The 26,649-nt window shown below is 60.1% G+C and carries 23 protein-coding genes and 2 pseudogenes; 11 read left to right on the top strand and 14 right to left on the bottom strand.

Annotation, left to right across the window (positions count from 1 at the left end; all coding sequences use genetic code 11):
* Position 1: 1 nt before the first annotated feature.
* Complete coding sequence (locus POF45_RS17375) at positions 2 to 1,321, top strand: LLM class flavin-dependent oxidoreductase (protein ID WP_282316241.1); 1,320 nt, start codon at positions 2 to 4, stop codon at positions 1,319 to 1,321.
* Between the two features lie 159 nt (positions 1,322 to 1,480).
* Complete coding sequence (mgrA, locus tag POF45_RS17380) at positions 1,481 to 2,518, top strand: L-glyceraldehyde 3-phosphate reductase (protein WP_259498229.1); 1,038 nt, start codon at positions 1,481 to 1,483, stop codon at positions 2,516 to 2,518.
* 162 nt (positions 2,519 to 2,680) lie between these two features.
* Here mgrA and tauD read toward each other — a convergent pair whose 3' ends face one another.
* From tauD to POF45_RS17415, 7 genes are all read right to left on the bottom strand, one after another.
* On the bottom strand, positions 2,681 to 3,523 hold the full coding sequence (tauD, locus tag POF45_RS17385) for a taurine dioxygenase (RefSeq protein WP_259498231.1): 843 nt from the start codon (positions 3,521 to 3,523) through the stop codon (positions 2,681 to 2,683).
* Positions 3,524 to 3,581: 58 nt separating this feature from the next.
* Positions 3,582 to 4,415 (bottom strand): taurine ABC transporter permease TauC, encoded by an 834-nt coding sequence (tauC, locus tag POF45_RS17390; RefSeq protein WP_259498233.1) that lies wholly within the window; start codon positions 4,413 to 4,415, stop codon positions 3,582 to 3,584.
* A complete protein-coding gene (tauB, locus tag POF45_RS17395; RefSeq protein ID WP_282316242.1) occupies positions 4,412 to 5,206 on the bottom strand; it encodes a taurine ABC transporter ATP-binding subunit in 795 nt (264 codons plus the stop codon). Before tauB ends, tauC begins: the two co-directional genes overlap by 4 nt.
* A gap of 16 nt (positions 5,207 to 5,222) precedes the next feature.
* Positions 5,223 to 6,200: a taurine ABC transporter substrate-binding protein gene (gene tauA, locus POF45_RS17400; RefSeq protein WP_282316243.1), complete on the bottom strand. Its 978-nt coding sequence runs from the start codon at positions 6,198 to 6,200 to the stop codon at positions 5,223 to 5,225.
* A gap of 246 nt (positions 6,201 to 6,446) precedes the next feature.
* On the bottom strand, positions 6,447 to 8,030 hold the full coding sequence (gene gshA / locus POF45_RS17405; protein ID WP_282316244.1) for a glutamate--cysteine ligase: 1,584 nt from the start codon (positions 8,028 to 8,030) through the stop codon (positions 6,447 to 6,449).
* Between the two features lie 390 nt (positions 8,031 to 8,420).
* Entirely contained in the window at positions 8,421 to 8,804 is a 384-nt protein-coding gene (locus tag POF45_RS17410) for a PaaI family thioesterase (RefSeq protein ID WP_259498242.1), read from the bottom strand.
* A complete protein-coding gene (locus POF45_RS17415; protein ID WP_259498244.1) occupies positions 8,804 to 11,128 on the bottom strand; it encodes a Tex family protein in 2,325 nt (774 codons plus the stop codon). Before POF45_RS17415 ends, POF45_RS17410 begins: the two co-directional genes overlap by 1 nt.
* Positions 11,129 to 11,489: 361 nt before the next feature.
* Here POF45_RS17415 and ompR point away from each other — a divergent pair, with 361 nt between their 5' ends.
* Complete coding sequence (gene ompR / locus POF45_RS17420; protein WP_054047784.1) at positions 11,490 to 12,230, top strand: osmolarity response regulator transcription factor OmpR; 741 nt, start codon at positions 11,490 to 11,492, stop codon at positions 12,228 to 12,230.
* A gap of 114 nt (positions 12,231 to 12,344) precedes the next feature.
* Positions 12,345 to 13,658, top strand: a complete 1,314-nt coding sequence (locus tag POF45_RS17425; protein ID WP_259498249.1) for an ATP-binding protein — start codon at positions 12,345 to 12,347, stop codon at positions 13,656 to 13,658.
* Between the two features lie 167 nt (positions 13,659 to 13,825).
* On the opposite strand, the gene rimK is transcribed toward POF45_RS17425, so the two are convergent.
* The 3 genes from rimK to rimA are packed head-to-tail and all read right to left on the bottom strand — an operon-like array spanning position 13,826 to position 16,004.
* On the bottom strand, positions 13,826 to 14,731 hold the full coding sequence (rimK, locus tag POF45_RS17430) for a 30S ribosomal protein S6--L-glutamate ligase (protein ID WP_007949201.1): 906 nt from the start codon (positions 14,729 to 14,731) through the stop codon (positions 13,826 to 13,828).
* Positions 14,728 to 15,207, bottom strand: a complete 480-nt coding sequence (gene rimB / locus POF45_RS17435) for a retropepsin-like aspartic endopeptidase RimB (RefSeq protein ID WP_489739883.1) — start codon at positions 15,205 to 15,207, stop codon at positions 14,728 to 14,730. Before rimB ends, rimK begins: the two co-directional genes overlap by 4 nt.
* A 17-nt stretch (positions 15,208 to 15,224) precedes the next feature.
* On the bottom strand, positions 15,225 to 16,004 hold the full coding sequence (gene rimA / locus POF45_RS17440) for a S6 modification regulatory phosphodiesterase RimA (protein ID WP_259498260.1): 780 nt from the start codon (positions 16,002 to 16,004) through the stop codon (positions 15,225 to 15,227).
* A gap of 117 nt (positions 16,005 to 16,121) precedes the next feature.
* Between rimA and POF45_RS17445 the strand changes: the two genes are divergently transcribed.
* A complete protein-coding gene (locus POF45_RS17445; RefSeq protein ID WP_259503076.1) occupies positions 16,122 to 16,529 on the top strand; it encodes an RNA-binding S4 domain-containing protein in 408 nt (135 codons plus the stop codon).
* A gap of 258 nt (positions 16,530 to 16,787) precedes the next feature.
* Here POF45_RS17445 and POF45_RS17450 read toward each other — a convergent pair.
* A pseudogene (locus POF45_RS17450) lies at positions 16,788 to 17,061 on the bottom strand (phosphatase PAP2 family protein); the annotation flags it as partial.
* A gap of 91 nt (positions 17,062 to 17,152) precedes the next feature.
* On the opposite strand from POF45_RS17450, the gene hslO reads away from it, so the two are divergent.
* On the top strand, positions 17,153 to 18,055 hold the full coding sequence (gene hslO, locus POF45_RS17455; RefSeq protein WP_259498262.1) for an Hsp33 family molecular chaperone HslO: 903 nt from the start codon (positions 17,153 to 17,155) through the stop codon (positions 18,053 to 18,055).
* A gap of 179 nt (positions 18,056 to 18,234) precedes the next feature.
* Complete coding sequence (locus POF45_RS17460; protein WP_259498264.1) at positions 18,235 to 19,782, top strand: phosphoenolpyruvate carboxykinase; 1,548 nt, start codon at positions 18,235 to 18,237, stop codon at positions 19,780 to 19,782.
* 123 nt (positions 19,783 to 19,905) lie between these two features.
* Here POF45_RS17460 and POF45_RS17465 read toward each other — a convergent pair whose 3' ends face one another.
* Complete coding sequence (locus POF45_RS17465) at positions 19,906 to 20,271, bottom strand: DUF1493 family protein (protein ID WP_282316245.1); 366 nt, start codon at positions 20,269 to 20,271, stop codon at positions 19,906 to 19,908.
* 206 nt (positions 20,272 to 20,477) lie between these two features.
* Between POF45_RS17465 and POF45_RS17470 the strand changes: the two genes are divergently transcribed.
* Positions 20,478 to 21,686, top strand: coding sequence for an S-type pyocin domain-containing protein (locus POF45_RS17470; RefSeq protein ID WP_282316246.1), 1,209 nt, complete (start codon positions 20,478 to 20,480; stop codon positions 21,684 to 21,686).
* Entirely contained in the window at positions 21,683 to 21,919 is a 237-nt protein-coding gene (locus POF45_RS17475) for a DUF7683 domain-containing protein (protein WP_259498270.1), read from the top strand. Before POF45_RS17470 ends, POF45_RS17475 begins: the two co-directional genes overlap by 4 nt.
* Positions 21,920 to 21,973: 54 nt before the next feature.
* On the opposite strand, the gene POF45_RS17480 is transcribed toward POF45_RS17475, so the two are convergent.
* Together POF45_RS17480 and POF45_RS17485 are read right to left on the bottom strand one after the other, a co-directional pair.
* Positions 21,974 to 22,267, bottom strand: coding sequence for a hypothetical protein (locus POF45_RS17480; RefSeq protein ID WP_259498272.1), 294 nt, complete (start codon positions 22,265 to 22,267; stop codon positions 21,974 to 21,976).
* Positions 22,268 to 22,538: 271 nt separating this feature from the next.
* A pseudogene (locus tag POF45_RS17485) lies at positions 22,539 to 22,664 on the bottom strand (serine protease); the annotation flags it as partial.
* 510 nt (positions 22,665 to 23,174) lie between these two features.
* On the opposite strand from POF45_RS17485, the gene POF45_RS17490 reads away from it, so the two are divergent.
* Both POF45_RS17490 and POF45_RS17495 read left to right on the top strand, forming a co-directional pair.
* Positions 23,175 to 25,109, top strand: coding sequence for a RecQ family ATP-dependent DNA helicase (locus POF45_RS17490; protein ID WP_282316247.1), 1,935 nt, complete (start codon positions 23,175 to 23,177; stop codon positions 25,107 to 25,109).
* Positions 25,110 to 25,335: 226 nt separating this feature from the next.
* Positions 25,336 to 26,562, top strand: coding sequence for a 3-hydroxyacyl-CoA dehydrogenase (locus POF45_RS17495; protein WP_282316248.1), 1,227 nt, complete (start codon positions 25,336 to 25,338; stop codon positions 26,560 to 26,562).
* The last annotated feature ends 87 nt before the right edge of the window (positions 26,563 to 26,649 follow it).

The raw sequence follows: 26,649 nt of genomic DNA on the forward strand, positions 1-26,649 counted from the left end.
CATGGCTCGTCAACTCAAACTCGGCGCTTTTCTGATGGCCACCGGGCACCACATCGCGGCCTGGCGTCACCCCGACGTACCGGCCAATGCCGGGCTGGATTTCGCCTACTACAAACACCTGGCGCAGATCGCCGAGGCGGCCCGGTTTGACGCGGTGTTTTTCGCCGACAGCGTGGCGGCGCCCAGCGGTGACATCGCCAGCCGCATGGCGCGTTCGGACCACTTCGAGCCGTTGACCCTGCTGTCGGCGCTGAGTGTGGTGACCGAACATATCGGCCTGATCGCCACGGCCACCACCAGCTACAACGAGCCGTATCACGTCGCGCGCAAATTCGCCTCGCTGGATCACCTGTCCGGCGGGCGAGCGGGGTGGAACCTGGTGACGTCCGACAACGCCGCCGAAGCGCTGAATTTCGGTCGCGAGCAACATTTCGCTCACGCGGAGCGCTACAGCCGGGCGCGGGAATTTCATCAGGTGGTGACCGGGCTTTGGGACAGTTGGGAGGACGATGCCTTTGTTCGCGACAAGGCCAGTGGCGCCTATTACGACCCGGCCAAAGTGCATGTGCTGGATCATGTCGGCGAGCACTTCCAGGTCAAGGGTCCACTGAACGTAGCGCGCTCGCCGCAAGGGCAGCCGGTGATCGTGCAGGCCGGTTCTTCCGAAGCCGGTCGGCAACTGGCGGCGCAGACAGCCGAAGTGGTGTTCACTGCGCAGACATCACTGGCCCATGCGCAGGCGTTTTACGCCGATCTCAAGGGACGTTTGAATCAATACGGGCGCAGCGCTGATTCGTTGAAAATCATGCCCGGTGTTTTTGTCGTGGTCGGCGACACGCAAAGCCAGGCGCGAGAGAAATATGAAACGTTTCAGCAATTAGTCGAACCCGAGGTTGGCGTCGCGTTGCTTGGGCGTATGCTGGGCAACTTCGACTTGTCGAAGTACCCGCTGGATGGACCGTTGCCGCCGTTGCCGCTGACGGACAGTGGTCAGCAAAGTCGGCAGAAACTGCTGACGGAACTGGCTGGCCGGGAGGCCCTGAGCCTCGCCGAACTGGGCCGCAGGATTGCCGGTGGTCGTGGGCATTTCAGCCTGATCGGCACGCCGGTGCAGATTGCCGACCAGTTGCAGGAGTGGTTTGAACACGGCGCGGCAGATGGCTTCAACGTGCTGGTGCCACACCTGCCGGGCGGGCTCGAAGACTTCGCTAAAGGCGTGGTCCCGGAACTGCAACGGCGTGGGTTGTTCAGAACAGAGTACGAAGGCCGGACCTTGCGCCAGAACCTTGGGCTGGCGAGGCCAGGCAACAGATTTGTGTAAATGCAAAGACGGGCTTTTGTGGCGAGGGAGCTTGCTCCCGCTTGGCTGCGCAGCAGTCGCAGGTTTTGGGGCCGCTTCGCGACCCAGCGGGAGCAAGCGCCCTCACCACAGAGTTGATGTCCGACCTTAGTGAGCTGTATCCAGACAAGAGAGGATTCGATGACTTACACCGCTGCCGAAAACCGCTATGACTCTATCCCTTACCGCCGCGTGGGCCGCAGCGGCCTGGTACTGCCGGCGCTGTCTCTGGGCCTGTGGCACAACTTCGGCGACAGCACGCCGATCGACACCCAGCGTTCGCTGCTGCGCACCGCATTCGACCTGGGCATCAACCACTTCGACCTGGCCAACAACTACGGCCCGCCGTACGGCAGCGCCGAGATCAACTTCGGTCGTTTGCTGCGCGAAGACTTCAAGCAATACCGCGATGAGCTGATCATCTCCAGCAAGGCCGGTTGGGACATGTGGCCCGGCCCGTACGGCCAGGGCGGTGGTTCGCGCAAATACGTGCTGGCCAGCCTCGACCAGAGCCTGCAACGCCTGGGCCTGGATTACGTGGACATTTTCTATTCGCACCGCTTCGACCCGGACACCCCGCTGGAAGAAACCGCCAGCGCCCTGGCCACTGCCGTGCAGCAGGGCAAGGCGCTGTACATCGGCATCTCGTCCTATTCCGGGGTGAAAACCCGCGAAATCGCCGCGTTGCTGCAAGAGTGGAAAGTGCCGTTGCTGATCCACCAGCCGGCCTACAACCTGCTCAATCGCTGGGTGGAAAAAGACCTGCTGGACGTCACCGATGAGCTCGGTGCCGGGGTGATTGCCTTCACGCCGCTGGCGCAGGGGTTGCTCACCGACAAATACCTCAACGGCATTCCGAAGGATGCGCGGGTCAATCGTCCGGGCGGTGGTTCGTTGCAGTCTTCGCACTTGTCAGAGGCCAACATCGCCCACGTGCGCGGGCTCAATGAAATCGCCAAGCGTCGCGGCCAGAGCCTGGCTCAACTGGCATTGGCCTGGACCCTGCGCGACCCGCGCGTGACTTCAGCCCTGATCGGTGCGAGCCGGCCGGAGCAGATCATCGAGAACGTCGGGGCGTTGAAAAATCTGAGCTTCAGTGCTGAAGAACTGGCGGAGATTGACCGGTTTGCCCAGGAAGGCGGGATCAATCTTTGGGAGAAGCCTTCGACGGCTGAGTGAGTGTTCGGCGCCGGATATTCTGGCGCCTGTTGGATCGCCTTCGCGAGCAGGCTCGCTCCCACAGGGTTATCGGTTGGCCGCAGAACCTCGGTCAACACATACCCAATGTGGGAGCGAGCCTGCTCGCGAAGGGGCCAGAACAATCAATACAAAACTCAGGGCTCACCGAAAAAACGGCACATCCCCCAACACCGTAGCCCGCTGCATCACGCGCCGCGCCGGGCGATAGTCATCCACCGCATAATGCTGCGTCACGCGGTTATCCCAGAACGCCACATCGTCTTTCTGCCAGCGCCAGCGAATGGTGAATTCCGGCCGTGTCGCGTGGGCAAACAACAACTTCAGAATCGCCTCGCTTTCGGTTTCCGACAGCTCGTTGATCTTCGACGTAAACCCCTCGTTGACGAACAACGAGCGGCGCCCGCTCACTGGGTGTGTGCGAATCACCGGGTGCGACAGCGGCGGATTCTTGCGCCGTGCCTCCTCCCACTGCGCCAACGCTTCAGGGGTATTGCCGTAGCGCTCCAGCGGGAACGAACGAGTGAAATCATGCGTCGCGGTCAGCCCTTCAAGCAGGTTTTTCATCGGCGCCGACAGCGCTTCATACGCTGCAATACCGCTGGCCCACAACGTGTCGCCGCCGAACTCTGGCAGTAACTTGGCACTGAGTACGGCGCCCATGGCCGGGGTCGGCAGGAACGTCACGTCGGTGTGCCAGATCGCGTTGTCACGCACGTCGGTGACGGCGGTGTCGAGGATCAGTACTTGCGGTTGTTCCGGCACGTTCGGGTAGATCGGGTGAATGTGCAGGTCGCCAAAGTTGGCGGCGAATCGCGCCTGTTGCTGTGGCGTGATCGGCTGGTCGCGGAAGAACAGCACCTGGTGCTTGAGCAACGCCTGCTCGATGGCGTCGCGCTGTTCCAGATTCAGAGGCTGGCTGATGTCGATGCCACTGATCTGTGCGCCGAGGGCTGAACTTAAAGGAGTGATGGACAGGTGGCTCATGGTGGTTCTCTTCAATTCGGTACGCCAAATCCTGTGGGAGCGGCTTTCAAATAAATTTTCAGTGCGCCTGGCCGTGCCACGGCACGAGTTTGCGTTGCAGGGCGCGCAGGCCCATTTCCATGGCGAAGGCGATCAGCGCGATCACCAGAATCCCCAGCACCACCACATCGGTGACCAGGAACTGCGCCGCTGACTGCACCATGAAGCCCAGCCCGCTGGTGGCGGCGATCAGTTCGGCGGCGACCAGCGTCGACCAGCCCACACCCAGGCCAATGCGTACGCCAGTCAGAATGTCCGGCAGCGCGCTCGGCAAAATCACATGGCGAATCAACTGCGCCCGCGTCGCACCCAGAGACTGCGCGGCACGCAATTTGGCCGGGTCAACGTTACGCACACCAGTCGCGGTAGCGATGGCAATCGGGGCGAAGATCGCCAGGTAGATCAACAGGACTTTCGACAGCTCGCCGATGCCGCACCAGATCACGATCAGAGGCAGATAAGCCAGCGGCGGGATCGGGCGGTAGAACTCGATCAGCGGATCGAGAATGCCGCGAGCGACGCGGTTGTGGCCGATGGCGATGCCGACCGGTACGGCGGTCAGCACCGCAAAGCCGAGGCCCAGACCGATGCGGCTCAAACTGGCGCCAAGGTGCTGCCACAAGGTCGAATCCATGTAGCCGGTGGTCGCCAGCAGCCAGCCTTTTTGCAACACGGCGGACGGCGGCGGCAAGAACAGTGGCTCGATCAAGCCGCTGCTGGTGACGGCCCACCAGATCGCCAGTAACGCGATCAGGGTCAACACACTGATGCTGCGCGTGCTGAGGCTGCGGCGAGGTGTAATCACGGGCGAGTTCGGTTTGACCGTCGCGGCGGGGATTTCATAACTGCTCATGCGCGCTCCTGCCGCTGGGCGGCGCTGCGTTGGGAGAACACTTTGGCGAGCACGTGTTCGCGGGTTTCGATAAAACGCGGATCGGACTTGATCGCCCGTGCCGACTCGCCAGCGGCGTAACGTTGACCGAAATCCAGGCTCAGGCGCTCGACGATTTGCCCGGGGTTCGGCGCCAGCAGAATCAGGTCAGTGGCGAGGAACACCGCTTCTTCAATGTCGTGGGTAATCAGGAATACCGGTTTGGCGGTGCGGCGCCAGATTTGCAGCAACAGCTCTTGCATCTGTTCGCGGGTGAAGGCATCGAGGGCGCCAAACGGCTCGTCCATCAGCAGTACGCGCGGCTCGGCGGCGAGGGCGCGGGCGAGGCCGACGCGTTGCTTCTGGCCACCGGAGAGCTGCCAGATACGACGCTGATCAAAGCCGGCGAGGTCCACCAGTACGAGCATTTCCCTGGCGCGAACTTCCCGTTTTTCACGGGAAACGCCTGCCAGTTCCAGACCGAAACCGACGTTGGCCAGCACGTCTTGCCAGGGCAGCAAGGCGTCGTCCTGAAACACCACGCCGCGCTCGGCGCTCGGGCCTTTGACCGGCACGCCGTCGAGGGTGATGCGCCCGGCGCTCGGTTCGACGAATCCGGCAATCAGGTTCAACAGCGAAGTCTTGCCACTGCCGGACGGGCCGAGGGCCACCAGCAATTGCTGGGGCCCCAGGGTCAGGGAAATGTCCGACAGCACCGGTTCCGGGCTGCCGGGGTACTGTGCGCTGATACGCTCCAGCTGTAGCAAAGCCATCGCAGTTAACTCCCGATCAGTTGGTGATGAACTTGGCGCTGACGTACGGGGCGTAGTCCGGCAGCACAGCCTCGACTTTGCCTTGTTCCTTGAGGAACGCGGCGGTATCGGTGATGGCTTTGGTGGTCGCTGCGCCGAGGGTGATCACCTGATCAGCCGCCAGTGGGTAGACGTTGCCTTGCAGCAGCAATGGAATATCAGCGGCCTTGGCGCCGGACAGTTTCACCAGCTTGTCGATGTTGCTTTGATTGGCGAGCCAGGCTTTCGGGTCTTTGCGGTAATCGGCGTAGGCGTCGAGGGTGACCTTGGCGAATGCGGTGACGATTTCCGGGTGTTTCTCGGCAAAGTCTTTACGCACGATCCAGGCATCGAAGGTCGGCGCCCCGAACTTGGCCAGTTCGCCGGAGGTGATCAGCACCTTGCCGTTTTCCTTGGCCACGCCCAAAGCTGGATCCCAGACATAAGTGGCGTCGATGTCACCGCGTTTCCACGCCGCGATGATCGCCGGCGGAGCAAGGTTGAGGACGGTGACTTTCGAGGGGTCGATGTTCCAGTGCTTGAGCGCGGCCAGCAGGCTGTAATGCCCGGTGGACACGAACGGCACGGCGATTTTCTTGCCGATCAGGTCTTGCGGGGTCTTGATCCCGGAGCCATCGCGAGCGACCAGCGCTTCGGCGGCGCCGATCTGGGTCGCGATGAGGAACGTTTCGACCGGGACCTTGCGGGTGATGGCGGCGGTCAGGGGGCTGGAACCGAGGTAGCCGATCTGCACGTCACCGGAGGCGATGGCGGCAATGATGTCAGCACCGTTGTCGAACTTGCGCCAGTCGATCTTGGCGTTGGTGGCTTTTTCGTAAGCGCCGTCGGCCTGGGCGACTTTGGCCGGGTCTACGGTGGTCTGGTAGGCGACGGTGAAGTCGGCGGCCTGTGCAAAGAAACTCGCCGCAGCCAATGATGCGGCCGCCAGGAGGCGAAGGGGGAAGTGCAGTTTCATCGGGGAAGCTCCTCATAGGCGGCCGAGGGTCGGCTTGTGAGGAGACTAAATGATCTAAGAATCCGAAAATAAATAACTTTTTCGAATGAGCTTATGAGCGGAAAATTCTAAAGCAGACCGCCGTGCGGCATTCGCGAGCAGGCTCGCTCCCACAGGGTTCAGCAGTGCTTACACAATCGTGGTCACACTGAATATCCACTGTGGGAGCGAGCCTGCTCGCGAATAGGTCCGAAGGACCTTCGCAGGTCAGTTACTGATCGCCAGAATACTCGCCTGATACGACCCGACAAACACGTCGAAATCGCCAACCTCGTTCTGCTCCAGCTCAGCCTGCTGAGCCAGCGACGAACGCGCCAGCTCTTCAAACTTTGCCTGTTGCTCGCTTGAAAGCGGCTCGCTGCGGAAGAATTCGGCATGGGCACGGCTCTGACGCAGGGAAAACTGGGCAAAGCTTTCCTTGTGTTCGGCCATCGCCGCCAACACCTGGGCCGACGGTGTGCGAGACGAATCCTTGACCTTCTCCAATTGCACGTCCAGCGCCTTGCTGTGGGCATCGCTGCCCTGGCTCTGGTCCAGTAACGCCGCCAGCGGGGCAATCTTCTCCAGCAGTTCGCTGGCCCATTCCTTCAGGTCGACCGGTTGCCCGTCGCGCTGCAATTGCAGGCCCGGACGGCGACCTTCCTTGACCACACTGAGGAAGTTCGAGGTGGCGTTGCCGCACGATCCGTTGGTCAACAGCGGGCTGTCGTTGAGCGCGCAGTACAGCAGGAAGGCGTCAAGGAAGCGCGACTCGGTGAGGTCGATGCCCATCGGCAGGAACGGATTGATGTCCAGGCAGCGTACTTCCACGTATTGAATGCCACGGGCGACCAGCGCCTGGATCGGCCGTTCACCGGTGTAGGTCACACGTTTTGGACGGATATTGGAGTAGTACTCGTTTTCGATCTGCAGGATGTTGGTGTTGAGCTGAACCCACTCACCGTCCTTGTGCGTGCCGACTTCAACGTACGGCGCGTAGGGCGTGGCCACGGCTTTGCGCAGGCTGTCGGTGTAGCTCGCCAGATCGTTGTAGCACGGCGTCAGGCCGGCCTGGGCGTTGCTCTGGTAACCCAGATCGCTCATGCGCAGGCTGGTGGCATAAGGCAGGTAAAGGGTGTCCGGGTCCAGCTGTTCCAGCTGGTGTGAACGACCGCGCAGGAAGCCGGCGTCCAGGGCCGGCGAGGCACCGAACAGGTACATCAACAGCCAGCTGTAGCGACGGAAATTACGGATCAGCGCGATATAGGCCGACGACTGATAGTCGCGGTCGGTGCCGACAAAACCTTCAGCCTCCTTGAGCAGCGGCCAGAGCTTTTCCGGCAGGGAAAAGTTGTAGTGAATCCCGGCAATGCACTGCATGGTCTTGCCATAACGCAGGGCCAGGCCCTTGCGATAGACATACTTGAGCTGACCGATGTTGGAGGTGCCGTAGTAGGCGATCGGGATATCTTCCTCGGCCGGCAACGGGCACGGCATCGACGGACTCCACAGGAACTCGTTGCCGAGCTTGCTGTAGGCGAAGCGGTGAATGCTGTCCAGGCTCGCCAGGGTGTCTGCCGGGTCGGGCAGGGCGGGCGTGATGAACTCCAGCAGCGACTCGGAGTAGTCGGTGGTGATTTGTTCGTTGGTCAGCGCGGAACCCAATTCTTCCGGGTGCGGCGTTTGCGCCAGGCGACCTTCGCCGGTCACGCGCAGGCATTCACGTTCGATGCCGTGAAGGCACTGTTCGAGCAGAGAGAGGTTAGCGCGCTCGCCGAGCAGAGCCAGGCGGCGGTTGAGAAGTTCGCTCAAGTTGGATTCCTTCACGCGTCAGTCGCCCCAATATGGGGGTGGGCAGGACGGTCTACAAGGGTGAAGTTGAAACTGGCGTTGTCGCCTGGTTCTGGACCTGTACAGCCCGGCTGGCAATCGGCAGGGGATGAGCGGCGCAACCTCTGTGGGAGCGAGCCTGCTCGCGAAGAGGGAGTGTCAGCAAACATTGAAGTCGCCTGACACACTGCCTTCGCGAGCAGGTTCGCTCCCACAGGGATTGTGTTGCTCAGCCTCTAAACCACATGGCATCAGCCGCACAGACTCATATCTAAATGCCAACTTCACTCCCTGAATCTGGCAATCGCGGACGCGAGAAAGTTCGACGCCGCAGACGCAGCGCCGAAATTAACTCAAATTGATGACCGGTAGCTACAGGACAGCGAACGTGCCTTGTGCTTTTGCGACCAGTTTGTCGCCCTGCATCACATCCGCTTCGACCACCAAGGTGCGGCGGCCCGGGTGGATTACCCGCGCCGTGCACATCACTTCACCGTCTGCAACAGCCCGGATGTAGTTGATCTTGCATTCGATGGTCGCGCTCTGCTGGTCGAAGCCATGGGTGCTGGAACAGGCCAGCCCCATGGCAATGTCCACCAGACTGAACAACGCCCCGCCGTGCAGCTTGCCGCCGCGATTGCGCAGTTCTGGCTCAAGCGCCAGGGCGACTTGCGCCACCCCGGTTTCCAGGCTGTGCAAGCGACACCCCAGCAGCTTGAAAAAAGCGCTTTCGATCAGCCCGGCAGGGACGTTCATCAGCGTTTCTTCAACTGCTTGGCGTTGGCGAACAGCGAAGCCATGGCGTTGTTGGCCGGAGCCGCCGCCGTGGTTTCCTTGCGCGGTGCGCTGTTCTGCGACTGGCGCGGCGCCGAACCCGGACGTGCACCACGGGCACCGTCGATTTTCTCGCCCGGTGTATCACTCATGCGCATCGACAGACCCACGCGTTTACGCGGGATATCGACTTCCATGACCTTCACTTTCACCACGTCACCGGCCTTCACCGCTTCACGCGGGTCCTTGATGAACTTCTCCGAAAGTGCGGAGATGTGCACCAAACCGTCCTGATGTACGCCGATATCAACAAACGCGCCAAAGTTGGTCACGTTGGTCACCACGCCTTCGAGGATCATGCCCAGTTGCAGGTCCTTGAGGTCTTCGACGCCTTCCTGGAACTCGGCGGTCTTGAACTCCGGACGTGGGTCGCGGCCCGGTTTTTCCAGCTCTTGCAGGATGTCGGTGACCGTTGGCAGGCCGAATGTTTCGTCGGTGTACTTCTTCGGGTCCAGACGCTTGAGGAAGCTCGCGTCGCCGATCAACGAACGGATATCGCGGTCGGTTTCAGCGGCGATGCGCTGCACCAGCGGATAGGCTTCGGGGTGAACGGCGGACGAATCCAGTGGATTGTCACCATTCATGACACGCAGGAAACCGGCGGCCTGTTCGAAGGTTTTTTCGCCCAGACGTGCGACTTTCTTCAGCGCGGCGCGGGTCTTGAACGCGCCGTGTTCGTCGCGGTGGCTGACGATGTTCTGTGCCAGGGTCGCGTTGAGGCCGGAAATACGTGCCAGCAACGCCACGGAAGCGGTGTTCACGTCCACGCCCACGGCGTTCACACAGTCCTCGACCACCGCATCCAGGCCACGCGCCAGTTTCAGCTGCGACACGTCGTGCTGGTACTGGCCGACACCGATGGATTTCGGATCGATCTTCACCAGTTCTGCCAGCGGGTCTTGCAGACGGCGAGCGATGGACACGGCACCACGGATCGACACGTCCAGGTCCGGGAATTCCTTGGAAGCCAGTTCGGATGCCGAGTAAACCGATGCACCGGCTTCGGAGACCATGACTTTGGTCATCTTCATCGCCGGGTATTTTTTGATCAGCTCGGCGGCCAGTTTGTCGGTCTCACGGCTGGCGGTGCCGTTGCCGATGGCGATCAGGTCCACCGCATGCTTGGCGCACAGGGCGGCGAGCACGGCGAGGGTCTGGTCCCACTTGTTGTGCGGCACGTGCGGGTAAACCGTGGCGTGATCCAGCAGCTTGCCGGTGGAGTCGACCACGGCGACCTTGCAGCCGGTGCGCAGGCCCGGGTCGAGGCCCAGGGTGGCACGCGGGCCGGCCGGGGCCGACAGCAGCAAATCGTGCAGGTTGTGAGCGAACACGTTGATCGCCTCGGTCTCGGCGCCGTCGCGCAACTCGCCCAGCAGGTCGGTTTCCAGGTGGGTGTAGAGCTTGACCTTCCAGGTCCAGCGCACCACTTCGCCCAGCCATTTGTCGGCGGCGCGGTTCTGGTTCTGGATGCCGAACTGCTGGCCGATCATGCCTTCGCACGGGTGCATGGTGCCCGGCAGCTCGTCGCCGACTTTCAGCGCTGAGCTGAGAATGCCTTCGTTGCGGCCACGGAAAATCGCCAGCGCACGGTGCGACGGCATGCTTTTCAGCGGTTCATCGTGTTCGAAATAGTCGCGGAACTTGGCGCCTTCCTCTTCCTTGCCGGCGATCACGCGGGCACTGAGAGTGGCTTCCTGCTTGAGGTAGCTGCGCAGTTTGTCCAGCAGGCCGGCGTCTTCGGCGAAGCGCTCCATGAGGATGTATTTGGCGCCTTCGAGGGCGGCTTTCACATCGGCCACGCCTTTTTCGGCGTCGATGAAGCGTGCGGCTTCAGCATCCGGCGACAGCGTCGGGTCGTTGAACAGGCCATCGGCCAGGTCGCCGAGGCCGGCTTCGAGGGCGATCTGGCCCTTGGTGCGGCGCTTCTGCTTGTACGGCAGGTACAAGTCTTCGAGGCGGGTCTTGGTGTCGGCGAGCTTGATGTCGCGCTCCAGTTGAGGGGTCAATTTGCCCTGTTCCTGGATGCTGGCGAGGATGCTGATGCGCCGTTCGTCGAGTTCTCGCAGGTAGCGCAGACGTTCTTCCAGATGACGCAACTGGATGTCATCGAGGCTGCCGGTCACTTCTTTCCGGTAGCGGGCGATGAAGGGAACGGTAGAGCCCTCATCGAGTAGCGCGACGGCCGCTTCGACCTGTTCCGGGCGGACGCCGAGTTCTGCGGCGATGCGGCTGTTGATGCTGTCCATAAAACCACCTGACAAATTGTGAAAGCAGGCCCGCGGGCGCAGGGATAAAGGCCCGGCGAGTCTGGTTGAGCGGCCTGGCGTGCGCCGCTGCCTGGGTCGACAGGCACCCCGTTGACCCTTGAAATCGAACAATTACTGCGCAGGCCATGAAAATAAAAAGCGGCCAGCTGCAGTAACGATCAGACGTTGCCTGACACAAAACGCCGCGCATTATAACCAGCGTTCTGTCATTCGGGGGCATCGTGGCTTGTAGGCAGAAAGAGCAGTTTTCTGGTACTGAAGGAAAAATCTGCTAACAATGCACACGGTGCGTATAACGGCAGCTACGCCATAATGCGCGCCGAGCTAAAAGGAGCATCCAATGAGCAGCACTGCAAACAATGCTGAAGGCGAAAAAATTCTTATTGTTGACGACGATCCCGGGCTGAGCAGCCTGCTGGAACGCTTTTTCGTCAGCAAGGGCTACCGTGCCCGCGCCGTACCGAACACAGAACAGATGGACCGCTTGCTGGCCCGCGAAGTGTTCAACCTGGTCGTCCTCGACCTGATGCTGCCCGGCGAAGACGGCCTGACCGCCTGCCGCCGCCTGCGTGGCGCGAACAATCAGATCCCGATCATCATGCTGACCGCCAAGGGCGACGAGCTGAGCCGCATCAAGGGCCTGGAGCTGGGCGCCGACGATTACCTGGCCAAGCCGTTCAACCCGGACGAGCTGATGGCCCGCGTCAAGGCTGTCCTGCGTCGTCAAGCCGCCCCTGTGCCTGGCGCACCGGGCAGCGAAGACGAAAGCGTGACCTTCGGTGACTACGAGCTGTCCCTGGCCACCCGCGAGCTCAAGCGCGGCGACGAAGTGCACATGCTCACCACTGGTGAGTTTGCGGTACTCAAGGCTCTGGTCATGAACGCCCGTCAGCCACTGACTCGCGACAAGCTGATGAACCTGGCCCGTGGCCGGGAGTGGGATGCGCTGGAGCGTTCCATCGACGTGCAGATCTCCCGTCTGCGCCGGATGATCGAGCCCGATCCATCCAAACCACGCTACATCCAGACCGTCTGGGGCGTGGGTTACGTGTTCGTTCCGGATGGCGCCGCCACCAAGTGATCGGTGATTTGTAGGAGCGGGTCCAGCGGGTAACGGTCAAATGGCCTTGCCCGCAGACTCGCGATCCGCAATGTGCGAGCATCCCTCGCTCCTGCAAGTGTGTAGCGGTTATCCATGAAAACCCCCGTTTGGTTCCCCCAGAGTTTCTTCTCCCGCACCCTTTGGCTGGTGCTGATCGTCGTCCTGTTCTCCAAAGCACTGACCCTGGTTTATCTGCTGATGAACGAAGACGTGCTGGTGGATCGCCAATACAGCCACGGTGTCGCCCTGACACTGCGCGCCTATTGGGCCGCCGACGAAGAAAACCGAGCAAAAATCGCTGATGCCGCGACCCTGATCCGGGTGGTGGGCGCTGGTGTGCCGGAAGGCGAACAGCACTGGCCGTACAGCGAGATCTATCAGCGGCAGATGCAGGCAGAGCTGGGTGCCGATACCGAGGTCAGGTTACGCATGCACTCGCCGCCGGCGCTGTGGGTCCGTGCGCCCAGCCTGGGCGATGGCTGGCTGAAAGTGCCGCTGTACCCGCATCCGTTGCGTGGCCAGAAAATCTGGAACGTACTTGGCTGGTTCCTCGCCATCGGCTTGCTGTCCACTGCCTCGGCGTGGATTTTTGTCAGCCAGCTCAATCAGCCGCTGAAACGCCTGGTGTACGCCGCAAGGCAACTGGGTCAGGGCCGCAGCGTACGCCTGCCGATCAGCGATACGCCCAGCGAGATGGCCGAGGTTTATCGCGCCTTCAACCAGATGGCTGAAGACGTCGAACAGGCCGGTCGTGAGCGCGAGCTGATGCTGGCCGGGGTGTCCCATGATCTGCGTACGCCGCTGACCCGCTTGCGACTGTCGCTGGAGCTGATGGGCGATCACAGCGACCTGAGCGATGACATGGTGCGCGACATCGAAGACATGGACGCGATTCTCGACCAGTTCCTGGCGTTCATTCGCGATGGTCGTGACGAGTCGGTGGAAGAGGTAGACCTGACCGATCTGGTGCGAGAGGTCGCTGCGCCCTACAACCAGAACGAAGAGAAAGTGCGCCTGCGTCTGGAACCGATCCAGCCGTTCCCGTTGCGTCGGGTGTCGATGAAACGCCTGCTGAACAACCTGATTGGCAACGCCCTGCATCACGCCGGCAGCGGCGTTGAGGTGGCGGCTTATGTGTCCGGCGATACCAGTGCGCCGTATGTGGTGCTGAGTGTGATGGACCGTGGGGCGGGGATTGATCCGTCGGAGCTTGAAGCGATCTTCAACCCGTTTACCCGTGGCGATCGGGCTCGGGGCGGGAAGGGGACCGGGTTGGGTCTGGCGATTGTGAAGCGGATCGCTTCGATGCACGGCGGCAATGTCGAGTTGCGTAACCGCTCCGGTGGTGGACTGGAGGCGCGGGTGCGGTTGCCGTTGGGGCTAATGCTGCCGCGGGATGCGGTTTAAGCGCCGCAGACAACCCTTGTGGCGAGGGAACTTGCTCCCGCTGGAGGCCACAGGACTCCCGATTTCGGCAACCGCGTTCTTTCAGCTAGAGCACGGTTGCCCGGTTTTACGACTGCTGCGCAGCCGAGCGGGAGCAAGCTCCCTCGCCACAGGGGACCGAGTCGGTTTTAGCCTTTGCCTTTGGTCCGGGTCATGTTCGGCCCACCATTCTTCTCAAGATGCTCGATGATGATCCCCGCCACGTTCTTCCCGGTGGTGGTTTCGATCCCTTCCAGACCCGGCGACGAGTTCACTTCCATCACCAGCGGCCCATGATTGGAGCGCAGGATATCCACACCTGCCACCGCCAACCCCATCACCTTCGCCGCACGCAGTGCAGTCATGCGCTCTTCCGGGGTGATCTTGATCAGGCTCGCACTGCCACCGCGATGCAGGTTGGAGCGAAATTCCCCAGGCTTGGCCTGGCGCTTCATCGCCGCGATCACCTTGTCACCCACCACGAAGCAACGAATGTCGGCACCGCCGGCCTCCTTGATGTACTCCTGAACCATGATGTTCTGCTTCAGGCCCATGAAGGCCTCGATCACCGATTCAGCCGCTGTCGCCGTCTCACACAGCACCACGCCGATACCCTGAGTGCCTTCCAGCACCTTGATCACCAGCGGTGCGCCGTTGACCATGTCGATCAGGTCGGGAATGTCGTCCGGGGAGTGGGCAAATCCGGTGACTGGCAAACCAATTCCCCGGCGCGACAGCAGTTGCAGTGAACGCAGCTTGTCCCGCGAACGGGCAATGGCCACCGATTCGTTGAGCGGGAACACCCCCATCATTTCGAATTGACGCAGCACCGCGCAGCCATAAAACGTTACCGAAGCGCCGATCCGCGGGATCACCGCATCAAACCCCTCCAGCGGTTTGCCGCGGTAGTGGATCTGCGGCTTGTGGCTGGCAATGTTCATGTAGGCGCGCAACGTGTCGATCACCACCATTTCATGGCCGCGCTCGGTCCCGGCTTCAACCAGGCGGCGGGTGGAATACAGACGCGGGTTCCGCGACAGCACAGCGATCTTCATGCAACACCTGTGGAGGAGGTAGATACCGGGAACACCGGCTTGTCTTGAACGTATTTAATGCCCGGATTGACCACCAGTTGGCCGTCGATCAGGGCTTTGGAACCAAGCAACAGGCGATAACGCATGGACTTGCGACAGGCCAGGGTGAACTCGACCCGCCAGACCCGGTCACCCAGGGCCAATGTCGTGCTGATCACGTAGCGCACCTGCGCGTGACCGTTGGAACTCTTGATGGTTTTCATCGTCACGAGCGGCGCTTCGCAGCGCCGGTGACGCAGTTGCACCACCGTGCCCAGATGCGCGGTAAAGCGCACCCACTGCTTGCCATCACGTTCGAACGGTTCGATGTCGGTGGCATGCAGGCTGGAGGTGCTGGCACCGGTGTCGATCTTTGCTCGCAGGCCCGCCACTCCCAGTTCAGGGAGCGCCACCCACTCGCGCAGACCGACAACGGTCAAATGGTCAAATGTCTTCAATAGGTAAAAACCGGCGATTAACGCGTCCAGGCCTCAGGTGGCACCTGGGCCAGCGCTTTGAATGCAGGCTTGGCGAACCAGAAGCCCTGCATCAGAAAAATTCCACAGTCCGCCAGGAAATCCCGTTCCCCGGCACTTTCGATGCCTTCGGCGATGACTGTAACGTTCAGATCCGCACAGATTGTGACAATCCCCCGGACGATAGCCTGACGAACACGATCGCGGTCGACATCGCGGATCAGCGCCATGTCGAGTTTGATCAGGTCCGGTTGGAAATCAGCCAGCAGATTGAGCCCCGAATAACCGGCACCGAAATCGTCGATGGCGGTCATGAAGCCGAATTCGCGGTATTCACGCAGAATATTGGTCAAATGGCGATAGTTATCTACGTGCTCGCTTTCAAGTGTTTCGAAAATCAGCTGGTTGATCGGGAAATTGTATTTTTTCGCCGCCTCCAGCGTGCTGCGAATGCACAACTCGGGCCGGTACACGGCGTTGGGCATGAAGTTGATCGACAGGTGGGTCTGCATGCCCAGATTGGCCGCGCCTTCTATGGCGCGGGTTCGGCATAGCTGGTCGAAGCGGTAGCGGTTTTCTTCGGTTATCTGGTCGAGCACCGACGCCGCTCCTTCGCCGGCCAGGCCGCGCACCAGCGCTTCGTGGGCGAAAATCGACTGGTCACGCAGATCGACAATCGGCTGGTAGGCAAAGGAAAAATCGAAGCCCAGCGGCTCGCTTTGTGTGCACCCTTTGCAACCGCCCTTGGGCGAGGTCAATGAAGCTGGAAACTTGGTCACTCGAACACTCCATGCCGATGCGCCCGGCGAAGATGACATTCTATCTGGAGGGCCGAGTTCTTGCGCCCGACAGAAACGGTAGTACAGTTCCGACTATTGGCAGAAAGAGGAATTCCGGTGGCACAAAAACAGGAAGAGGACGACAAGGTCCGTCTCGATAAATGGTTGTGGGCCGCGCGTTTTTACAAAACACGTGCTTTAGCCAAGGCAGCCATCGAGAGCGGCAAGGTGCATTGCCGGGGTGAACGCTGCAAACCAGGCAAGGAACCGAGGATAGGCGACGAGTTTCAGATTCGTGCAGGGTTCGACGAACGGACGGTGGTGGTTCAGGCGCTGTCGATCGTGCGCCGTGGCGCGCCTGAAGCTCAGACACTGTATGCCGAAACCGAAGCCAGCATCGCTAAACGCGAAGCCGCCGCAGCCATGCGCAAGGCCGGCTCGCTGGGCGTGAGCACCGATGGCAAGCCGAGCAAGAAACAGCGACGGGATCTGTTCAAGTTTCGCGGTAGCAGCAACGACGAGTGAGCCAGTGCTCTTGTGTGGCGAGGGAGCTTGCTCCCGCTGGAGGCCGAAGGACTCCCTGTTCCACGACCGAGTTCTTGCAGATAAAACACGGTTGCCTGGTTTTGCGGCTGCTGCGCAGCCGAGCGCGAGCAAGCTCCCTCGCCACAGGGAAGGCATCAAGGTATCAACGTGCAGCCTTAGCCACACTCATTCGCGAAGCCACCGGCCATTTCTCCAGCAGGCCGTCACTTTCAGGAAAAACGCCGAAGCGTGATACGCAAACAGCGTGTCACCCTTGATCAGCAGCGTCAGCAGGACCACCCCGACCACGGCGTCAAACGGACGCAGACTTGCAATTGCCCAGATGCGTAGCCATATCGGGTGACTTGCCAGCGGTGCATCAAGCCGGTGAAACGAGCCACTCGTCGAAAAGCACACACGACATCTGACCCGTAGGCCATAACCAGAATGCCAACAGTGCCAAAGGCACCACATTGCACAGAACCAGCCGACCGAGGTTCCACCTTGCTTGGAACACACCCGGATTGTTCATAAAATGCCTCCAACGGCTGAACAGTACGCAGCAAAGGCGTATTTTTACGTTCTGTAACCTTTTTTGTCACCCCATTCAGATACCTAGACCTATGAGCGATCTACCGGATACCGACTACACCCAACGCTTCATTTTTGATGACAGCGACACCCGTGGCGAACTGGTTGCGTTGGAACGTAGCTATGCCGAAGTACTGGCCAAACACCCCTACCCGGAGCCGGTGGCGCAGTTGCTTGGTGAGCTGATGGCCGCCGCGTCGCTGCTGGTTGGCACCCTGAAGTTCGACGGCTTGCTGATCCTGCAGGCCCGGTCCGATGGCCCCATTCCGCTGCTGATGATCGAATGCTCCAGCGAGCGCGAAATCCGTGGCCTGGCCCGTTATGAAGCGGACCAGATTGCCCCCGACGCGACCCTCGCCGACCTCATGCCCAACGGCGTGCTGGCACTGACCATCGACCCGACTCAAGGCCAGCGCTACCAGGGCATTGTCGATCTCGACGGCGAAACCCTGTCCGATTGCTTCACCAACTATTTCGTCATGTCACAGCAGGTCGGCACGCGTTTCTGGCTGTACGCCGATGGCCGTCGCGCCCGTGGCCTGCTGCTGCAGCAACTGCCGGCCGACCGCCTGCGAGACGAAGAAGAACGCGCCGCCAGCTGGCAGCACGTCACCGCGCTCGCCAGCACCCTGACGGCTGATGAATTACTGAGCCTGGACAACGAAACCGTACTCCATCGCCTCTATCATGAAGAGCAGGTGCGTCTGTTCGACGCGCAGAAACTGCGCTTCCGTTGCAGCTGCTCCCGCGAGCGTTCGGCCAATGCGCTGGTCAGCCTCGGTCTGGAAGATGCGCAAGCATTGGTGGTCGAACACGGTGGCAACATCGAGATCGATTGCCAGTTTTGCAACCATCGCTACCTGTTCGATGCGGCGGATATCACTCAATTGTTCGCTGGCGCGGGTGTAGATACGCCGTCAGATACCCGTCACTAAAACGGTTCAGCGCAGGTAAATTCACTGCTCAACGCCGGAATAACGCCGTTACGACGGGAGGGCCCTACTCTTTTTGGGCTTTTCTGGCATAATCCGGCCCACTTTTTTCGCGGTAGTAGTGCACGACTTTCTACTACAAAACGTTTGGAGCACTCGGCCACTGGCCGACGGGGAACCTCATGACGCAAGCAAATAATGCCGTGTACACCGATCTGAGTGTTGATGATCTGGTTAAAGAAGCCCTGAGTCGCGGTGAAGGCGAGCTTGCCGATACCGGCGCGCTGGTTGTTCGCACCGGTCACCGTACCGGCCGCTCGCCAGTTGATCGCTTCATCGTTGAAGAACCGTCCACGTCGGCCGCCATCGCCTGGGGCCCGATCAACCGCAAGTTCCCGGCCGACAAGTTCGACGCCCTGTGGAACCGCGTTGAAGCCTTCATCGGCGAGCGCGAGCGTTTTGTTTCTCACGTGCATGTAGGCTCCGATCCTGCGCACTACCTGCCGGTCAAAATGACCACCGGTACTGCCTGGCACAACCTGTTTGGCCGTTGCCTGTTCATCAACCCTGAAGCTGGCCAGTACAACGCCGGCGGCAAGGACGAGTGGCAGATCCTCAACGTCCCAGAGTTCGAATGCGTACCTGAGCGTGACGGCACCAACTCCGACGGCACCGTGATCATCAATTTCGCGGCCAAAAAAGTGCTGATCGCAGGCATGCGTTACGCCGGCGAAATGAAAAAAGCCCTGTTCTCCGTGCAGAACTTCCTGTTGCCAGCCGCTGATGTGCTGCCAATGCACTGCGCTGCCAACATGGGCGAAGAGGGCGACGTGACCCTGTTCTTCGGCCTGTCGGGCACTGGTAAAACCACCCTGTCCGCCGACGAAAGCCGCTACCTGATCGGCGACGACGAACACGGCTGGGGCGTGGGCGTGGTGTTCAACATCGAAGGTGGTTGCTATGCCAAGTGCATCGACCTCTCCGAGAAGAACGAGCCAGTCATCTGGAAAGCCATTCAACACGGCGCCGTGCTGGAAAACGTTGTACTCGATGCCGCCAAAAAGGCCGACTACGCCGACGACAGCCTGACCCAGAACAGCCGCGCCGCTTACCCGCGTGAACTGATCGAAAAACGCGCCCCGAAAAACCTCGGCGGCGAGCCAAACGCCGTGATCTTCCTGACCTGCGACCTGACCGGCGTCCTGCCACCCGTGTCCATCCTCAGCGAAGAACAAGCGGCCTACCACTTCCTGTCCGGCTACACCGCACTGGTGGGCTCGACCGAAATGGGTTCCGGCAGCGGCATCAAGTCGACCTTCTCCACCTGCTTTGGCGCCCCGTTCTTCCCGCGCCCGGCCGGTGAATACGCAGAGCTGCTGATCAAGCGCATCCGCGGCTTCGGCTCCAAGGTCTACCTGGTCAACACCGGCTGGACCGGCGGCGGCTACGGTGTCGGCAAACGCTTCAACATCCCGACCACCCGTGGCGTGATTGCAGCGATCCAGAGCGGCGCGTTGATCGGTGCTGAAACCGAGCACCTGGACACCGTTAACCTGGACGTGCCATTGGCAGTACCGGGCGTTGAGACCGGCCTGTTGAACCCACGCAATACCTGGGCTGACAAAGCTGCTTACGATGAAGCGGCTAAAGCATTGGCCGGGTTGTTTGTTGAGAACTTCAAGAAGTTTGATGTGAGCGACGCGATCAAGGCTGCCGGGCCTAAGTTGTAAGGTTTGATGGAATGAGAAAGCCGCCTTCAGGGGCGGCTTTTTTTTGTGTGCAATTCAGGCTAACGGATTCACAACTGCCAATATTCCAACCGAAAAGGCTTTAAGCAGCCAGAATATTGCCACTTATGCGCTCGGCGGAATGCCTTCCAATTCAAGCGTATCCCACCGCTGCACCTTGACCGCTTGGTAAAGCATGCCAATCGTCAACGCCACCTTGTCCCCGCGCCCCTTCGCTCTGCGCTTCAGATGCGCATCAAACCCTTCCGGCTGAAAGTAGCGATAGGCGTCGTAGTCCACGAAATCTATCCCGAACTGCTCCTCCAGCGATTCCATCAAATGCCGCGCATCGGCGCCATCGCAGTTCAGGTCGAAGTTGATCGAGGTGGTCAGGCTGATGGTTTTGCGTTCGGGCAGCCCGAGCTCTTCGTGCAACAGCTGCATGAGCAGGTGCATGGCGTGGTCGTCGGGGAAGTTGGGGGCGAGGTTCATGGGGCGTTGTCCGTTGGGGGCATGGCGATCAGGTGGCGCTGGTCGGATCTTGCGACAAATTTTACGGCGTAATCACCCATAAAAGGCGATGGAGAAGGATCGCACAACAGGTTCAGATTAGACCTACACCCCTGTTTTTGAACCCTCGGTAACTTCACCGGCGCCGACTTTGAGCCGTGCTTGAGTGGTTACCGAAGGGAATACGAATGGGCAAGGAAACACCACAAGTGTGGCACCACTACGACACTGATGGTGGGGGATACCGTCGGCTACGGGACATGACCGCTAGTGAGTTGGCGGCGAGGGATGCCAGGCAAAAAGCCTATGAAACCATGCTGTGCAGGCAAAACTCCTTCGAAAAAAGTCGGGAGGTGGCGTTTCAGGAAAAGAGTCAGACGCTCGGGGGTTGTGTGTTTGCCAAATCCTGCAAGTTGCCGGACTCCATCATTGACTACAGCAGTCCATCTGGCTTCGTGCCGACGGAAATCGTCGGTGAGTATGGCGAGTTGAGCTTGCTGGGAGGGCGTCGGGTTGATGCGGGTGATCGTTTGCCGCTCCAGAAGATCAGTGGTGTTTTGCCGGTGGGTATCGGCTCCTTGGCATTGGGTGGTGCGGCGATTGCGTCGGCCCCGGTCTCGGGCGCAACTACTGTCGCCGGATTGGCTACGGCCGGTGTTGCTGGCGGTGCGTTGGTGGGTCTGGTTGCTCTGCTTGCGCCTTCAAGCTTGGGCGATGGCGCGCTTTATACCGATGAACAGCTAAGGTCGCTCAAGCAGGCCCGAACACGAGTTCGTCTGCGAGTAGAAGCGCAGGCTGACGGGACACTCAAAGGCTATGGGTACAACACGCAGAGCCGGCGCGATTGGGAGATGATTCCCGTCGTGACATTTGAGGCGCGCGGTTCGCAGCAAGTGGCAGACTTTGGCGATGGGGTCGAGTTGATCTGGACGCCCGCAGAGAACCCGGCGGAGACGTTGGGAATCCCGGCGCTGGAAGCGGCACCGCAAGCGCCTCAGGTATGGATTTTTCCGCCAACGGAGCAGGCGGACAAGATTATCGTTAGTCCGGCTTATCCGCCGGAGTATCAGGATTTCATTCTGGTGTTTCCGGCGGATTCGGGGGTTAGGCCGCTTTATGTTGTGTTGGGGGTACCAAGGGATTTTGGCTATCGTCTAGCTCCAGAAAAGCTGCTCGCGTTTCCAGATACCTATCCGGTGCCATCGAAAACCTCGGTGAAAGGTGGCGGGAAAAGAAGGGCGCGTTGGTTGGATTCGAAAGGTCGAATTTATGAGTGGGACTACATGCACGGAACGGTTGAGCAATACACCAGGCAAGGTAAACATCTTGGCGAGTTCAACGCGGAAACCGGAAAAAGACTATCGGATGCAGACCCGGAAAGGAGTACTCAGAAATGAAGCATTCTGTCAGAGCGTTTTATAAAACATCGGAGCGTCTGGCGTTTCGTGTTGATATTCCCGCCGAGGACTTCGAGCAGCTCAAGGCGCTGATGGCATGGACGGAGCCAGACGATCCGGTCTATGAATATGAATTATCGAACGAGCAAATAGGCAGCCTGGAAGCGCTCACCGGGAAGAAATTCGGCAGCCCGGATTACCTGTTTTTTTTGTCTTGTACGCGTGAACGTTGAAATGAGCTGTTGGGTCGGGTGACCAGTCTCATCTTTTTAAGCTTTGTTCCGGCATCAAATTGCTGTTGTTTTCGGCATTTTTTGCCGGGCAATACTCAGCAGTTGGTTGCCGTCCTGGGTCAGCAGGTACAGGGCGTTGATCAGGTTGGGGATGTCGCTGACGTCGGCTTGTCTGAAGTTTAGGCAGTAGAGGGTTTCGAGCAGGCCGCTGGCAGCGTGGATGCGTTGGTGGGCGGCGTCGAGAATTTCGTGTGCGTCGGCCATGGTATCGATGACCAGCACCGGCTTTTCGCTGTAGCGGCTGTTGAGTGGGCGGTAGCGGTCTGTCGGCAAATGGGCGGCGGTCATCGAGATTTGTCCTGTACGAAATGGGGAGATGGCTCCCCGCAGGCCGAGACACTTTCAGCCGCGCCGCAAACTATAGAAGTGTGCAGCGTGGCGCTGCAATATGGCTTCGATGGACAGGTTTTGTAGGGGAATTACCTGCCTTATCGGACCGGGCCTACGCGTATCCGAGGTTTTTCATGACAAATCCTTATTGGGGAAATTTCCTACAGCCTTGTCAGGCGTAGCGCAGCGATTCTCGGAATGGCGTGTGCCAGAATCTGTAGGGCATGTCGAGGCCTTGCCCCGCGCCCGCCTCGCCACCGGGTACGGCGATCCAGCCCTTCTCCAGCTCCGGCAATGCCAAGGGTAAACCGGGTTCGGCCGACGGTTCTCGTTTCAGTTCATTTGCGGAACGATAGGCCCGGCCCGTGCTGCATGGGCAAGTACGAGCCGGGTGTCTCAGGAGCAACTGTTGAGCGAGTAACGTCGGATGCCTGTTTTAGCCCGGCAATCACTCGCGTCCTGAGTGGTCAGGAAATGCGCCAGCTCTCTTGAGCTGAGCAGTCCAGGGTGTCGCAAGTGGCGAAAATGGGTGGATCCATATAAGGCAGGGCACAGCCGCCCAGCATCAAGGTTGCCAGGATCAACACGATTGAAAATGTCGGTATTCGGGGCATGTTCGTTCCTTGTTCAAATGCCGCACCATCAGGCGTCCTGCCATGATGTGAAATGCGCGCAAGCAAAACCTTACCGCCTGGAAGCGGATGACGTCAGAGGGCGAAGTGCTTCGTTTGTTTCAATCTGTGGCGAAGGCTCGGCGAGTTGTCGCGGTATCATCCCGTATCGTTTTTACCCCCGACCTTTTCTCGACTCGCTGCGATCGCCGGCTAGGCTTTGGGCATCGCAGCGGTCAACGGAGTGACAGCTTATGCACAACACCCTGGAACAGGTTTTCGGTTATCCACAGTTTCGACCTGGCCAGGAGGCGGCAGTCAGTGCCGTGCTGGCCGGGCGCTCGGCGGCGGCGATTTTCCCCACCGGTTCAGGCAAGTCCCTCTGTTATCAATTGCCGGCCTTGTTGCTGCCGCACCTGACGTTGGTGGTCTCGCCGCTGTTGGCGTTGATGCAGGACCAGCTGGCGTTTCTGCAACGCCATGGCATCTCGGCGGGCAGTATCGATTCGGCGCAAAGTCGTGATGACGCCAGTGATGTAATGGCCCGGGCCAGGTCCGGCGAGTTGAAGATTCTGATGATCTCTGTAGAGCGTCTGAAGAACGAGCGCTTCCGTAATTTCCTGCAGCAAGTGCCGATCTCGCTGCTGGTGGTGGACGAGGCGCACTGCATCTCGGAGTGGGGCCACAACTTTCGCCCTGATTACCTCAAGCTGCCGGACTACCAGCGTCAGTTCAACATTCCCCAGGCCTTGCTGTTGACCGCCACCGCGACGCCCAAAGTGATCGCGGACATGGAAGCGAAATTCGCCATCGCTCCCGAGGATGTGGTCACCACGGGCTTCTATAGGGCCAACCTCAATCTGCTCGTGGAGCCGGTCCGCGGTCAGGATAAACGCCGCCGTCTGGTGGAATGGATGAAGCAGCGCCCCGATCAGCCGAGCATCGTCTACGTCACTTTGCAGAAAACCGCCGAACACATCGCTGAACATCTGGGCCGCAACGGTATTCAGGCCGAGGCGTACCACGCCGGTTTGCCTCATGATCAACGAGAGGGCATCCAGAAACGCTTCATGGCGGGCCAGTCCAATTGCATCGTCGCCACGATTGCCTTCGGCATGGGCATCGACAAAAGCGATATCCGCAATGTCGTGCATTTCGACCTGCCAAAATCCATCGAAAATTACAGCCAGGAAATCGGTCGCGCCGGACGTGACGGGCAGCCGTCCGATTGCCTGGTGCTGGCCAACCGCGACAGCCTCAACGTGCTGGAAAATTTTGTCTACGGCGACACGCCGGAACTGGACGGCATCCGCTGCGTACTCGATGAATTGCAGGCCGCCGCGCCTGAAGGTCAGTGGGAGTTCCTGCTGGGGCCGTTGGCGGACCAGAGCAACATTCGCCAGTTGCCGCTCAAGACCTTGCTGGTGCAGCTGGAGTTGCGCGGCATCATCGCCCCGCGCTATGCCTATTACGCCGAGTATCGCTTCAAGTATTTGCACGAGCCTGACGCGCTGTTGGCGCGCTTTGAGGGTGAACGCAAAGACTTCGTCGCGGCAATCATCCAGACTTCCAGCCGTGCGCGGACCTGGGCCACAGTGAATTTCGATGCGATGTATGAGCAGTATTCAGCCGAACGCAATCGTGTGGTCAAGGCGCTGGATTATTTTCAGGAAAAGGGCTGGGTCGAACTCGAAAGCAAGCAGATGACCGAGGTCTACAGCCTGCTGCAAACCGGCTTCGACAGTGCGGCGCTGAGTGCGGAACTGCACGCCTATTTCACCCGGCATGAACAAACCGAGATTGCGCGGATACACGCCATGCTCGATCTGTTTGCGACCGATCATTGCCTGGGCTATCGCCTGGCCGAGTACTTTGGCGACGAAAACGCACCCCGGCAGTGCGGGCATTGTTCGGTGTGTCATGGCGACGTAGCGCGGCTGCCTGCACCGCCGGAATTACCGGCGCTTGTGGATAAAAGTTTCGAAACGTTGTGCGGCGATTTTATCCACAGGCACGAACAACACACTGGCAACCTGCCGTCGGCGGAGCGAGTGACCCGATTTCTGTGTGGGATCAGCGTGCCGTTGTTCACCAAGCTCAAGGCGCGCTCGATTTCGGGGTTTGCGGCGTTGGAGGAATATCCGTATGCCGAGGTGCGGGAGTGGGCGCAAGCGCATCTCGCAGGCTGAATGATGACCCCTGTGGGAGCGAGCCTGCTCGCGAAGGCGCAGGCTGGTTCAACAGGTAAATCGACTGATCGACCGCTTTCGCGAGCAGGCCCGCACAGGGATTTGCTGTGCTCTTGCGGCTGGCATCCATCCCCTGAATGTCGCCCATCACGGTAATAAATTTCAAAAAAAACCACAGGCTGTCTATGGTGAACCTTGTCTTTGGATCGCCAACAAGAGAACAACCATGAGCCAGAAACCGTTCGATATTCAGCGCGCCGCCGTGATTGGTGCGGGCACGATGGGCCGGGGCATTGTCATGTGCCTGGCTAACGCCGGGGTGCCGGTGCAGTGGGTCGATAACAACCCGCAGATGCTCGAACAGGCGCTGGCCGCCGTGGCTGACACCTATGCGCACAATGTAAAGCAGGGCCGTATCGATCAGGCTGAGGCTGACACTCGCCTTGCCCGAGTGACAGCCGCGGCGGATTATGCGGCGATCCGCGAGGTGGACCTGGTGATCGAAGCGGTCTACGAGAACCTCGAACTCAAGCAGCAGATCTTCCGCGACCTGGACGCTCAGCTCAAACCCGGCGCGATTCTGGCCAGTAATACCTCGGCGCTGGATATCGACGCGATCGCCGCCGTCACTCGCCGCCCGCAACAAGTGCTGGGCCTGCACTTCTTCAGCCCGGCTCACATCATGAAATTGCTGGAAATCGTCCGTGGCGCGCAGACCGCCCCGGCGGTACTTGATACCGCGCTGGTGCTGGGCAAACGCATGGGCAAGGTCAGTGTAGTGTCCGGCAATTGCCATGGATTTATCGGTAATCGCATGTTGCACCCGTACGTGCTGGAGGCGCGCAAGATGCTGCTCGAAGGCACGTATCCGTATCAGGTGGATGCGGCGCTGCAGGGTTTTGGCTTCGCCATGGGGCCGTTTCGCATGTATGACGTGGTCGGTATTGACTTGGAGTGGCGCGCTCGCGAGTTGGCCGGCACAGGCCAGGATGCGCCTGAAGTCCAGGTGGATAACCGTCTGTGTGAGCTTGGTCGCTTTGGCCAGAAGAGTGGCAACGGCTATTACCACTACGAGCCGGGCAGTCGTCAGGCTGAGCACGACCCGGTCGTCGATGCGCTGGTGCTGGAGGTCAGCGAAAAACTGGGCTTCCAGCGCCGCGAGATCGGGCCTGAGGAGATTCTGGAGCGCTGCTTGCTGGCGCTGGTCAACGAAGGGGCGAAAATTTTGCAGGAGGGCATTGCCGGCTCGGCTCACGATATCGATCTGGTGTATCTCAATGGCTACGGTTTTCCGGCGGAAAAAGGCGGGCCAATGGCCTGGGCGGATCAGCAGGGGTTGGCGGACATTCATCAGCGGTTGTTGGCGCTGGAGACGAGGCAGGGAGATCAGTGGACGCCTGCAAGGCTGATTGGTGAGTTGGCGGTGGCGGGGAAGGGGTTTGCTGATAGCTAGTTGATGTGGCGTGCTTCAGGGCGCCTTCGCGAGCAGGGGATTTATGTTCAATGCAGGTCAATGGTGGGAGCGGGATTGCTCGCGAAG

Origin of the sequence: Pseudomonas fungipugnans, from assembly GCF_029955235.1 — a bacterium.
GTDB lineage: Bacteria > Pseudomonadota > Gammaproteobacteria > Pseudomonadales > Pseudomonadaceae > Aquipseudomonas > Aquipseudomonas fungipugnans.

Excerpts from the sequence above, each read along its gene's own strand:
- POF45_RS17375 (WP_282316241.1), top strand. The coding sequence starts at position 2 with ATGGCTCGTCAACTCAAACTCGGCGCTTTTCTGATGGCCACCGGGCAC.
- mgrA (WP_259498229.1), top strand. The coding sequence starts at position 1,481 with ATGACTTACACCGCTGCCGAAAACCGCTATGACTCTATCCCTTACCGC.
- tauD (WP_259498231.1), bottom strand. The coding sequence starts at position 3,523 with ATGAGCCACCTGTCCATCACTCCTTTAAGTTCAGCCCTCGGCGCACAG.
- tauC (WP_259498233.1), bottom strand. The coding sequence starts at position 4,415 with ATGAGCAGTTATGAAATCCCCGCCGCGACGGTCAAACCGAACTCGCCC.
- tauB (WP_282316242.1), bottom strand. The coding sequence starts at position 5,206 with ATGGCTTTGCTACAGCTGGAGCGTATCAGCGCACAGTACCCCGGCAGC.
- tauA (WP_282316243.1), bottom strand. The coding sequence starts at position 6,200 with ATGAAACTGCACTTCCCCCTTCGCCTCCTGGCGGCCGCATCATTGGCT.
- POF45_RS17410 (WP_259498242.1), bottom strand. The coding sequence starts at position 8,804 with ATGAACGTCCCTGCCGGGCTGATCGAAAGCGCTTTTTTCAAGCTGCTG.
- POF45_RS17415 (WP_259498244.1), bottom strand. The coding sequence starts at position 11,128 with ATGGACAGCATCAACAGCCGCATCGCCGCAGAACTCGGCGTCCGCCCG.
- ompR (WP_054047784.1), top strand. The coding sequence starts at position 11,490 with ATGAGCAGCACTGCAAACAATGCTGAAGGCGAAAAAATTCTTATTGTT.
- POF45_RS17425 (WP_259498249.1), top strand. The coding sequence starts at position 12,345 with ATGAAAACCCCCGTTTGGTTCCCCCAGAGTTTCTTCTCCCGCACCCTT.
- rimK (WP_007949201.1), bottom strand. The coding sequence starts at position 14,731 with ATGAAGATCGCTGTGCTGTCGCGGAACCCGCGTCTGTATTCCACCCGC.
- hslO (WP_259498262.1), top strand. The coding sequence starts at position 17,153 with ATGAGCGATCTACCGGATACCGACTACACCCAACGCTTCATTTTTGAT.
- POF45_RS17460 (WP_259498264.1), top strand. The coding sequence starts at position 18,235 with ATGACGCAAGCAAATAATGCCGTGTACACCGATCTGAGTGTTGATGAT.
- POF45_RS17465 (WP_282316245.1), bottom strand. The coding sequence starts at position 20,271 with ATGAACCTCGCCCCCAACTTCCCCGACGACCACGCCATGCACCTGCTC.
- POF45_RS17470 (WP_282316246.1), top strand. The coding sequence starts at position 20,478 with ATGGGCAAGGAAACACCACAAGTGTGGCACCACTACGACACTGATGGT.
- POF45_RS17475 (WP_259498270.1), top strand. The coding sequence starts at position 21,683 with ATGAAGCATTCTGTCAGAGCGTTTTATAAAACATCGGAGCGTCTGGCG.
- POF45_RS17480 (WP_259498272.1), bottom strand. The coding sequence starts at position 22,267 with ATGACCGCCGCCCATTTGCCGACAGACCGCTACCGCCCACTCAACAGC.
- POF45_RS17490 (WP_282316247.1), top strand. The coding sequence starts at position 23,175 with ATGCACAACACCCTGGAACAGGTTTTCGGTTATCCACAGTTTCGACCT.
- POF45_RS17495 (WP_282316248.1), top strand. The coding sequence starts at position 25,336 with ATGAGCCAGAAACCGTTCGATATTCAGCGCGCCGCCGTGATTGGTGCG.